At 68.4% G+C, this 9,325-nt stretch carries 9 protein-coding genes; 6 read left to right on the top strand and 3 right to left on the bottom strand.

Annotation, left to right across the window (positions count from 1 at the left end):
- Window positions 1–84 precede the first annotated feature (84 nt).
- The 4 genes from A33M_RS22585 (at window position 85) to A33M_RS19605 (ending at window position 4,080) form a co-directional block, all read left to right on the top strand.
- Window positions 85–849 (top strand): IclR family transcriptional regulator, encoded by a 765-nt coding sequence (locus A33M_RS22585; RefSeq protein ID WP_008390955.1) that lies wholly within the window; start codon window positions 85–87, stop codon window positions 847–849.
- A 200-nt stretch (window positions 850–1,049) separates the two neighbouring features.
- Window positions 1,050–2,066, top strand: coding sequence for an SDR family NAD(P)-dependent oxidoreductase (locus tag A33M_RS19595; RefSeq protein ID WP_040621977.1), 1,017 nt, complete (start codon window positions 1,050–1,052; stop codon window positions 2,064–2,066).
- 70 nt (window positions 2,067–2,136) lie between these two features.
- Window positions 2,137–2,553 (top strand): PaaI family thioesterase, encoded by a 417-nt coding sequence (locus A33M_RS19600; protein ID WP_008390958.1) that lies wholly within the window; start codon window positions 2,137–2,139, stop codon window positions 2,551–2,553.
- 9 nt (window positions 2,554–2,562) lie between these two features.
- On the top strand, window positions 2,563–4,080 hold the full coding sequence (locus A33M_RS19605; RefSeq protein WP_008390959.1) for a class I adenylate-forming enzyme family protein: 1,518 nt from the start codon (window positions 2,563–2,565) through the stop codon (window positions 4,078–4,080).
- A gap of 304 nt (window positions 4,081–4,384) precedes the next feature.
- Here the strand turns inward: A33M_RS19605 and A33M_RS19610 are convergent, their stop codons facing one another.
- The 3 genes from A33M_RS19610 to A33M_RS19620 are packed head-to-tail and all read right to left on the bottom strand — an operon-like array spanning window position 4,385 to window position 7,058.
- The gene (locus tag A33M_RS19610; RefSeq protein WP_202801967.1) at window positions 4,385–5,155 is read right to left on the bottom strand and encodes an ABC transporter permease; all 771 of its coding nucleotides are present in this window, start codon (window positions 5,153–5,155) and stop codon (window positions 4,385–4,387) included.
- Between the two features lie 20 nt (window positions 5,156–5,175).
- Window positions 5,176–6,153, bottom strand: a complete 978-nt coding sequence (locus A33M_RS19615; RefSeq protein ID WP_008390964.1) for an ABC transporter substrate-binding protein — start codon at window positions 6,151–6,153, stop codon at window positions 5,176–5,178.
- 59 nt (window positions 6,154–6,212) lie between these two features.
- Window positions 6,213–7,058, bottom strand: a complete 846-nt coding sequence (locus A33M_RS19620; protein ID WP_008390966.1) for an ABC transporter ATP-binding protein — start codon at window positions 7,056–7,058, stop codon at window positions 6,213–6,215.
- Window positions 7,059–7,274: 216 nt separating this feature from the next.
- Here A33M_RS19620 and A33M_RS22590 point away from each other — a divergent pair, with 216 nt between their 5' ends.
- Entirely contained in the window at window positions 7,275–8,189 is a 915-nt protein-coding gene (locus tag A33M_RS22590; protein WP_008390967.1) for a VOC family protein, read from the top strand.
- Window positions 8,190–8,332: 143 nt separating this feature from the next.
- Window positions 8,333–9,325: hypothetical protein (locus A33M_RS19630; protein ID WP_237718425.1), on the top strand; the 993-nt coding region annotated here is incomplete at its 3' end.

Genomic DNA, 9,325 nt, shown 5'->3' on the forward strand with positions numbered 1-9,325 from the left:
GTCTGGCGTGTTGTTGTCAGTATATGAGAATGAGTGTTATCGTCAAATGATGCAGTATTGGGCAATCGCCGCAAAAGTAGTCCGATGACCGCCACCGCCCGCACCCTCGCCGTACTGCAGCTGTTCGAGGCCGACCGTCAGGTCTGGACGGTCGACGAGATCGGCCGCGCCCTCGGGTTGTCCTCGAGCACAGCCTATCGCAGCGTGCGCGAGCTGGTGAAGGCCGGATTTCTCGATCCGGTGTCGCGCGCGGGCTACGGGCTCGGCCCGGCCTTCATCCGCTACGAGCGGCTGGTGCGCCAGACCGACCGCTTGAGCCTGATCGCCTCGCCGGTGATGGCCGAGCTTCTGGAGACGGTCGGCCGGCGCGGCACGATCATCCTGTGCCGGCGCTTTCGCGAGTGCGTGATGTGCGTGCACGAGGTGCGCGGCGACCCGGCGCACGCCGAGACCACCTACGAGCGCGGCGTGGCGATGCCGATGTTCGTCGGGGCGAGCTCCAAGGCGATCCTCGCCTGGTTGCCGGACCGCTTGCTCAAGGCCGCCTATCTCGCCAACGAGCCGGCGATCCGCGCGTCCGGCCCGGTGAGCTGGGCCGAGTTCAAGGCGCAGCTGCGCGAGATCAAGCGGACCGGCTTCGCGCTGACCGATTCCGAGGTGGCCAAGGGCCGCATCGGCCTCGCCGCGCCGATCTTTCGCAACGATCAGGTGATCGCTTGCATGGGGCTGGTCGTCACCTCCTCGGTGATGAGCCGGGCGACCGTGCAGTCGCACGCGCCCGACCTTCTGAAGGCGGTGCGCGCCGTGTCGCAGCAGGTCGCCCGCGAGGCGCTCGCCATCGCGCGTTGAGCGGCGTGGTCGGTGCGCCGATCGACGGTGTGGCCTCGTGGGGCAGCGACGCGTTCGGCATCCGGCTTGCATTCCGGGACGGGCGGTCGCGTCGCCCCCGAGGGCGACCACCCGAGGGTGGCGACACGTCCGACGTTTTGCATACGAGGGCGGCTGCGATAAGCAGAGACCCCGAAACCGATGACGAGGAGACAGACGTCTTGAGCGGGACGATGCGAGCCCTGGTGCTGCGCCGGCACGGCACCCTCGAGGATCTCGAGGTCGTGACAGACCATCCGAAGCCGACCGCGACCGACGGACACGTCGTGATCCGGGTGCGTGCCTCGTCGTTCAATTATCACGACGTGTTCACGGTGCGCGGCATGCCCGGCATCAAGGTGCCGCTGCCGGTGATCATCGGGCTCGACATGGCGGGCGAGATCGTCGAGATCGGCGCCGGCGTCGGCGGCTGGAAGGTCGGCGACCGCGTGCTGGTCAATCCGCTCGACCGCAAGGTCGGGCTGATGGGCGAGATGCTCGACGGCGGCATGGCGGAATATTGCCGGGTGTCGGCCGAGCAGCTGATCGCCATGCCGGCGCACGTGACGTTCGAGCAGGCGGCGGCGCTGCCGGTCGCCTACGGCACCGCGCACCGCATGCTGATCACCCACGACACCATCCGCAAGGGCGAGCGGGTGCTGATTCTCGGCGCCTCCGGCGGCGTCGGCACCGGCTGCGTGATTCTCGCGAAAATGCTGGGCGCGGAGGTGATCGCCTGCGCCTCGAGCGAGAGCAAGCTCGCGCGCCTGAAGGAGATGGGCGCCGACGAGGTGATCGACTACACGAAAGTCGACTTCTCCAAATGGGCGGTCGAGCGCTACGGCAAGCCGCAACGCCGCACCCACGTGGGCGGCGTCGACGTGGTGATCAACTTCACCGGCGGCGACACCTGGGTGCCGTCGCTCAAATGCGTCAAGCGCGGCGGCAAGGTTCTGGTGTGCGGCGCCACCGCCGGCCACGATCCCAAGGAGGATCTGCGCTACATCTGGACCTTCGAGCTGAAGGTTATGGGCTCCAACAGCTTCTACGACGAGAACCTTCGCGACCTGATGGACCTGATCGCCCGCGGCCGCTTCCAGCCGGTGATCGACACCGTGCTTCCGCTGGAGAAGGCCGCCGAAGGCCTGCGCCAGATCCAGGACCGCACGGTGATCGGCAAGGTGATCGTCACCCCGTGATCAGATGTGCGACGGCCGGCGCGGTGACGCGTCGGCCGGTTCGCCGATTCGAAAATTCAGAAAGACGTCCATGACCGACATCACCCCCGAAAGCGTGCAGGCGATGATCTTGCGCGGGCCGTTTCATCAATGGCTCGGGCTGAAGGTGAACGCGGTGTCCGAGGAGGGCATCGAGCTCGAGGCGACCTGGCGCGAGGAATGGGTCGCCAATCCCGATCGCGGCTGGACCCATGGCGGCATCATCGCGACGCTTCTCGATCTCGCGGCCGACTGGTCGCTGGTCGCCACCACCGGGCGCGGCGTGCCGACACTCGACATGCGGGTGGACTATCACGCGCCCGCGGTGAAGGGCGACCTGATCGTTCGCGGCAAGGTGGTGAAGGCCGGCAAGACCTTCTCCGTCGCCGAGGCGCAGGTGCTCGACAAGAGCGGCAAGCTGCTCGCCAGCAGCCGCGGAACCTATTTCACTGCGCCGCCGAAGGCGTAATATCCCCAAATGTCCGACTTCACGAATCTCGGTGACCTGATCCGTCGCGACCAGGATCCGAGCAAGACCGCCATCGTCGATCTCGGCGGCGAGATCGTGCCGCGCGAGATCCGCTATGCCGACCTCGACGCCGCCGCCAACGGCGTCGCCCGCGCGCTCGGCGCTCGCGGCTTCGCCCGCGGCGAGCGCATCGCCATCCTGTCCGCCAACCGCTCCGAATATCTCGCGGCCTATTTCGGCATCATGCGGGCGGGCCTGGTCGCCGTGCCGGTGAACTTCAAGTTTCCCCGCAAGACGATCGACTTCATCCTGCGCGACAGCGGCGCGCGGCTGGTCTTCTGCGATCCGGCGCGGCGCGCCGATTGCCCCGACGACCTGCCGGTGATCGATTTCGGCGCGACCGGTGCGGAGAGCTTTCACGACTTTCTCGATGCCGGGCCGTTCACCGCGGTGACGCCGGACGAGAACGAGCCGGCGATGTTTCTCTACACCTCGGGCTCGACCGGCACGCCCAAGGGCGTGGTGCTGTCGCACCGGAGCCACCTGTGGGTGGTGAAGACGCGGCTCGGCTCGCGCGACATGTCGGGCCACCGCTTTCTGATCGCGGCGCCGCTTTATCACATGAACGCGCTCGCGCTCTCGAAGCTCGCCTGCGCGGCGCATGCCACCATCGTGCTGCTGCCGCAGTTCACGGCGAAGGGCTATATCGAGGCGATCGGCAAGTACCGCGCGACCTGGCTCACCGCGGTGCCGCCGATGATCGCGATGATGCTGCGCGAGCCGGAGCTTTTGGCCCGTAGCGATCTCTCCAGCGTCCAGCTGATCAGGATGGGCTCGGCACCGGTCAGCGCCAGCCTGATGGATGGCATCCGCCGGGTGTTTCCGCACGCCGTCGTCACCAATGCCTACGGCACGACCGAAGGCAGCCCGGTGGTGTTCGGCCCACATCCGGACGGACTGACGCAGCCCGACACCTCGGTCGGCCATCCGCATCCGGCGGTCGAGCTTCGTCTCGTCGACGGCGAGAACGCGAACGCCACGGAGGGCGAGCTCGAGATGAAATCGCCCGGCGTGATGCTCGGCTATCACGCGCGGCCCGATCTGCCGCCGCCGATCACACCCGACGGCTTTCTCAGGACCGGCGACGTGTTTCGCCGCGACGCGAACGGCTTTCATTATTTCGTCGGGCGCACCGACGACATGTTCGTCTCGGGCGGCGAGAACATCTTTCCGAGCGACGTCGAGCGCATGCTGGAGCGCCATCCGGCGGTCGGGCAGGCGGCGGTGGTGCCGGTCGACGACGAGATCAAGGGCCAGAAGCCGGTGGCGTTCGTGGTGCCGCGCGCGGGCGTGACGCCGACCGAGGCGGAGATCAAGCAGTACGCGCTGGAGAACGCGCCGGCCTATCAGCATCCCCGCGCGGTGTGGTTCGTCGACAAGCTGCCGCTCGCCTCGACCAACAAGATCGATCGCAATGCGCTGAAGCAGGATGCCGCGCAGCGGGTGGCGGGACGCAGCGGAAGCTGAAGGGCCGTCATACCCCACGGCGACAGTGTTCGACCTCGTCCTGAGGAGCACTCCGCAGGAGTGCGTCTCGAAGAACGAGGTCACTGCGCGGGCCTCATCCTTCGAGATGGCCGCTTCGCGGCCCCTGTGATGAGGTCATAGTCTCCCGTCGCTGATATCACACAGTTTCCGAACGACCGATTCGGAGCCCTGATCACGGCACGGTCTTCACCTCTCCCCGCGTGCGGGGAGAGGTCGCGAGCAAAGCGAGTGGGTGAGGGGCGTTCGAGGTACCGATACGGATCGGCCCTCGAAAAATCTTCGCTCAGGTCCGCACGTCGCGGCGCCAGCGGAAGAGGTGCCGCTCGAGCGGGGCGAGAATGCCGATCTCGATGATCACCATCATCACGATCTGAGCGATCGTCCAGGCGAACACCTGGTCGGTCTGGATCAGGTCGGACGCTTGGCGCAGCCGGTAGCCGACGCCCGACGAGGCGCCGAGCGTTTCCGCGACCAGGCTCACGCGCCAGCCGAACCCGAAGGCGAGCCGTGCCCCCGAGAAGAAGTAGGGCAGGATCGACGGCACGTAGATCTTCCACAGCGTCCGCATGCGCGAGAAGCGCAGCGTGTGGGCGAGCTCGACGAAATCGGCGTTCACCGCCTGGGTGCCCTGCCACACATTGGTGATGATCAGGGGGAGCGCGGTCATCAGCACGACGAAGATCGGCGTGAGCGGCGACAGGCCGAACCAGATGATCGCAAAAATCGCCCAGATTGCCGACGACACCGTGTTCATCACCGGCAGCACCGGCTCGAAGAACGCGCCGAGCGCGCGGTTGGAGCCGAGCAGGATGCCGCCCGGCACGCCGATCACCACCGCCACCGCAAAGCCCGCCAGCACGCGGACCAGGGTGGTGAACAGATTGCCGAACAGATCTCCCTCGGTCGCCAGCATCCACAGCCGCTGCGCCACCCGGTCGGGACCGGGCAGCACATAGACCGGGGTGAACAGCGAGGCGACCCACCACGCCAGGATGAACAGCACCAGCAGCGCGGTGCGCTGCAGGGCGACACGGCCTCGCATCGGAGTTTTCACGGGCGTCTCGGTCGGCGCTCTCACTTGCTTGCCTGCTCGTATGCGGCCGGCGCGAACAGCGTGTCCGGCACCTTGCCTTCCAGCGTGCCGCTGTCACGGAAGATGCCGGCCATGGTCTTCATCGTGGCGATGTCGTCGGGGTCGAGCCGGGCGGTGTAGATCTCGTCCCACAGCTCGGTGTAGGAGGTCGCCTTGCGGGCGTCGAGATTGGCGGTCTTGGTGAGCATCTCCGCGGCCTTGGCGGTCTCCTTGCGGCCGAACGCGGTGGCCGCGATCAGCGCCTTGACGTACTTCGTCACCGCCTGCGGGCTCTGGTCGGCGAAGTCCTTGTGGACGAGGGCGACGCCGAGGATCGGCACGGCCTCGGTCTTGGTCATCGCCCGCCACTCGTCGACCACCTTGCCGAGCCGCTTCAGCTTCATGTCGGGCACCGAGGCGAGGGTGACGGCGCGCAGCGCGGCGACGTCGATGTCGCCTTGCGAGAGGAACTGCAGCAGACGTCCCTCGTTGCCGGGGATCTGCGTGTAGTCGCTGCGCTTCAGGCCGTGGTTCTTCTCGAGCACGGTGGTGGCGATCGCGTACATCGCGCTGCCGGCCGGCGACATGCCGACCCGCTTGCCCTTCAGATCCTCGAGGGAGTTGATCGGCGAGCCGTCCTTGGTGACGAAGGTCGCCTCGGCGATCTGGGTCGCCAGCACGAGCTCGATCGGCGCGTCCTGCACGGCGAGGGTGAAGGCGCCGGTGGCGGGCGCGGCGAACGCGACGTCGATCGAGTGCGTCAGCAGCGCTTTGGTCGGGCCGTTCACCTCGGCGAACTTGACGTATTCCGGCACCAGGCCCTGCGCCTCGAGGAACTTGCCTTCCTCCAGCACCGCGCCGAAGCCGACGCTGAAGCCGGAGGTCCAGTAGCCGACCCTGATCTTCTCCTGGGCGCTGGCGGGGCCCGCCATCACCGTGGCGGCGAGGGTCGCGACGACGGCGAGGGTTCGCACGATCATGCCTGTCTCCAAATCGTTTCGGGGGTGTCGAGGACGGTTGCGGAAATGACGGGAGCCGGTCAGATGACCCAGTCGGCGTTCATGCCGGCGATCGCCGCGCGCAGTTCGCCGACCAGCTCCAGCGCCTCCTTCGTGCCGAGGCGGGGATGCGGCAGCGTCACCTCGAGCTCGGTGTGCAGCCGGCCCGGGCGCGGCGACAGCATCACGATGCGGTCGGCGAGGATCACCGCCTCTTCCACGTCGTGGGTGACGAACACGATCGACATCGCCCGCTCGTCGTGGATGCGCAACAACTCCTCGTGCATGGTGGTGCGGGTCTGCGCGTCGAGCCGCGAGAACGGCTCGTCCATCAGAAGAATGTCCGGCTCGGTGACGAGCGAGCGGGCGAGCGCCACGCGGCTGCGCATGCCGCCCGACAGCTGATGCGGAAACGAGCGGGCGAACTCGGCGAGGCCGACCAGCGCGAGCCGGCTCTGCGCCCGCTCGCGGCGCTCGGCCTTCGGCGTGCGGCCGGTCTCGAGCGCCAGCGTCACGTTGTCGAGCGCGGTGCGCCACGGCAGCAGCCGGTCGTCCTGAAACATGTAGCCGAGCCGCGACCAGTCGACGTTTCCGTCGGTCGGGTGGCCGAGCACCATCACCTGCCCGCCGTCGGGCGCGATCAGTCCTGCCGCCATGTTGAGCAGCGTCGACTTGCCCGAGCCCGACGGCCCGAGCACGGCGAGCACCTCGCCGGCGGGCACGTCGAACGACACGTCGCGCAACACCTCGAAGGTGCCGCCGTCGCGCGGAAACCGCTTCGAGACGTGGCGGAACGACACGGCGTGCGGATGCGGGCTGCCGCTGCCGGATACCGGATGGTGGCGGGCGGCGGCGGTGAGAACATCGGGGGCGGGGGTGATCGTCAAGGCAGGTCCATTCTCGTCCGTTGGGGGTGACGGATGATCGGTGACGACGACAGCCAGCAAATTCCGTGCCGCGCCATCGGCCGGGCCACCATGCAGAGATGGTCGATCCGGCCGCAGAAGGAAGGTGGTCCGTATATAAATGGCCCGCGCCGACAGCGGCACAACCGTCGCGCGACGTCGTGAAAAAAGACCGCAGGTTCAGAAGGACGGCGATTCATGGAAGAAACCGATCGGCAGCTTCCCTCCGGCGAGGAGATTTTCCTCGACCATCTCGGGCATTTCGTGCGCGATCGCGCGGCCGCGGCAGACGCGCTCGCGCGGCTCGGTTTCGCGCCGACGCCGGAGTCGGTGCAGGTCGTTCCGACGCCCGACGGCGGCACCACGCCGACCGGCACCGGCAACGTGACGGCGATGTTTGCGCGCGGCTATCTCGAGATTCTGTTCAAGACCGCCGACACGCCGCTCGGCCAGCAGCACGACGCCGCGCTCGCCCGCTATGCGGGCGTGCATCTCGCCGCCTTCTCGGTGCGCGAGGCGGGCGAGGCGCATGCCCGGCTCGCCGCCGCCGGCTTTGCGATGCAGCCGCTGGTGTCGATGCAGCGTCCGGTCGGCACCGCGGAGGGCGAAGGAATCGCGGCGTTCACGGTGACGCGCGTGGTGCCGGGCACGATGGCGGAAGGCCGCATCCAGATCGTCACCCACCGCACCGAGCACACGGTGTGGCAGCCGCGCTGGCTCGATCATCGAAACGGCGCGGTGGCGCTCGCCGACGTGACGATCGTGGTCGCCGATCCGGCCGAGGCGGCGGCGCGCTTTTCGCGCTTCGTCGATCGGCCGGCGGAGACGACGCCGTGGGGTGCGATCATCGCGCTCGACCGCGGGCGGATCGTGATCACGTCGGCGGAGGGGTTTTCGTCGCTGGTGCCGGGCGTGACGATTCCGAGCCTGCCGTTCATCGGCGCCTACGGCATCTCGGTGCGCTCGCGCGCGGTGCTAGAGCGCTGTCTGAGAGACGCCGGCACGCCGTTCACGATCGACGGCGAGGCGGTGATCGCGCCGTTTCCCGAGGCGCTCGGGGCGGGCGCGGTGGTGTTCGCGGAAACCCCGGCGATGCTGCCGTGGCGGCGCTGAGGGAGGTTCTTCCGTGGCCCCGTGTTAAGGCCTTGTTCACGTTTGAAATCAAAGCAGTAGCGTTAAGCCCGCGTTAAACGCCCGGCGCTACGGTTCCGGTCGATCCCGAGTGCATCTGTTGCGCGTACGCGCGGGACCCGACCATGTCGAGTGTGAGAGTGGTGTTGCGTGCGTTGAGCGGTCCGTCCGGACCGGCGGGCGATGCCGCGCCGGTCGGGCGGTCCCGCGCGTTTGCGCGAGCTTTGCTGGTCGGCTGCGCGATCACCGCCGGCATGATCCCGCCCGGGCCGGGCGGGCCGCCCGTCGCGATCGCCGCGCCGGCGCCGATCTCCGCCGACCTGTCGGTGGCGACCAACGAAGGCTATGCGCGCCTGCTCTTCCAGTTCGAGACCGACGTCGAGGCGAGCGCCAAGCTCGCCAACAGCATCCTGATCATCTCCTTCTCGCACCCGGTGTCGGTCTCGGTCGAGCGGCTCGCCGCGCAGGCGCCCGGCTACGTCGCCGCGGCGCGCCGTGATCCCGACGGACGGGGCGTGCGGATCGCGCTGTCGCGCAAGGTGCGGCTCAACGCCATGCAGGCGGCCGAGCGCTTCTATGTCGACCTTCTGCCGGACACCTGGGCCGGCGCGCCGCCCCCGCTGCCGCGCGAGGTGGTGGAGGATCTCGCCCGCCGCGCCCGCGACGCCGAGCGCAAGGTGCGTCGCCAGCAGCAGCTCGTCCGCCAGCAGGAGCTGGCGCTCACCCGCGTGCGGGTCTCCAACCAGCCGACCTTCTCGCGCTACACCTTCGATCTGCCCGACCTGATCCCGGTGTCGACCTCGCGCGAGACCGATTCGCTCACCCTCACCTTCGATCAGCCGCTGCGCTTCGATCTCGCCGACGTGAAGAGCACGCTGCCGCCGATGGTGGCGGGGGTGGAGAGCAAGGTGGAGGGCCAGTCGACCGTCGTGCGGTTCGGCTTCATCGGCACCGTCGACGTGCGGACGTTCCGTGAGGACACCAGCTACGTGGTCGATGTCGGCGGCGCCGAGGCGGGCAAGCGGCGCAACAACTCCGCCGATCTCGCCGGCCGCGCCGCCGAGATCGCCTCGCTGCTCGCGCCCGACGATCTGCCCAGCCGGCCGCCGGGCGCCCGC

The organism is Rhodovulum sp. PH10 (assembly GCF_000293785.1).
Lineage (GTDB): Bacteria > Pseudomonadota > Alphaproteobacteria > Rhizobiales > Xanthobacteraceae > Rhodoplanes.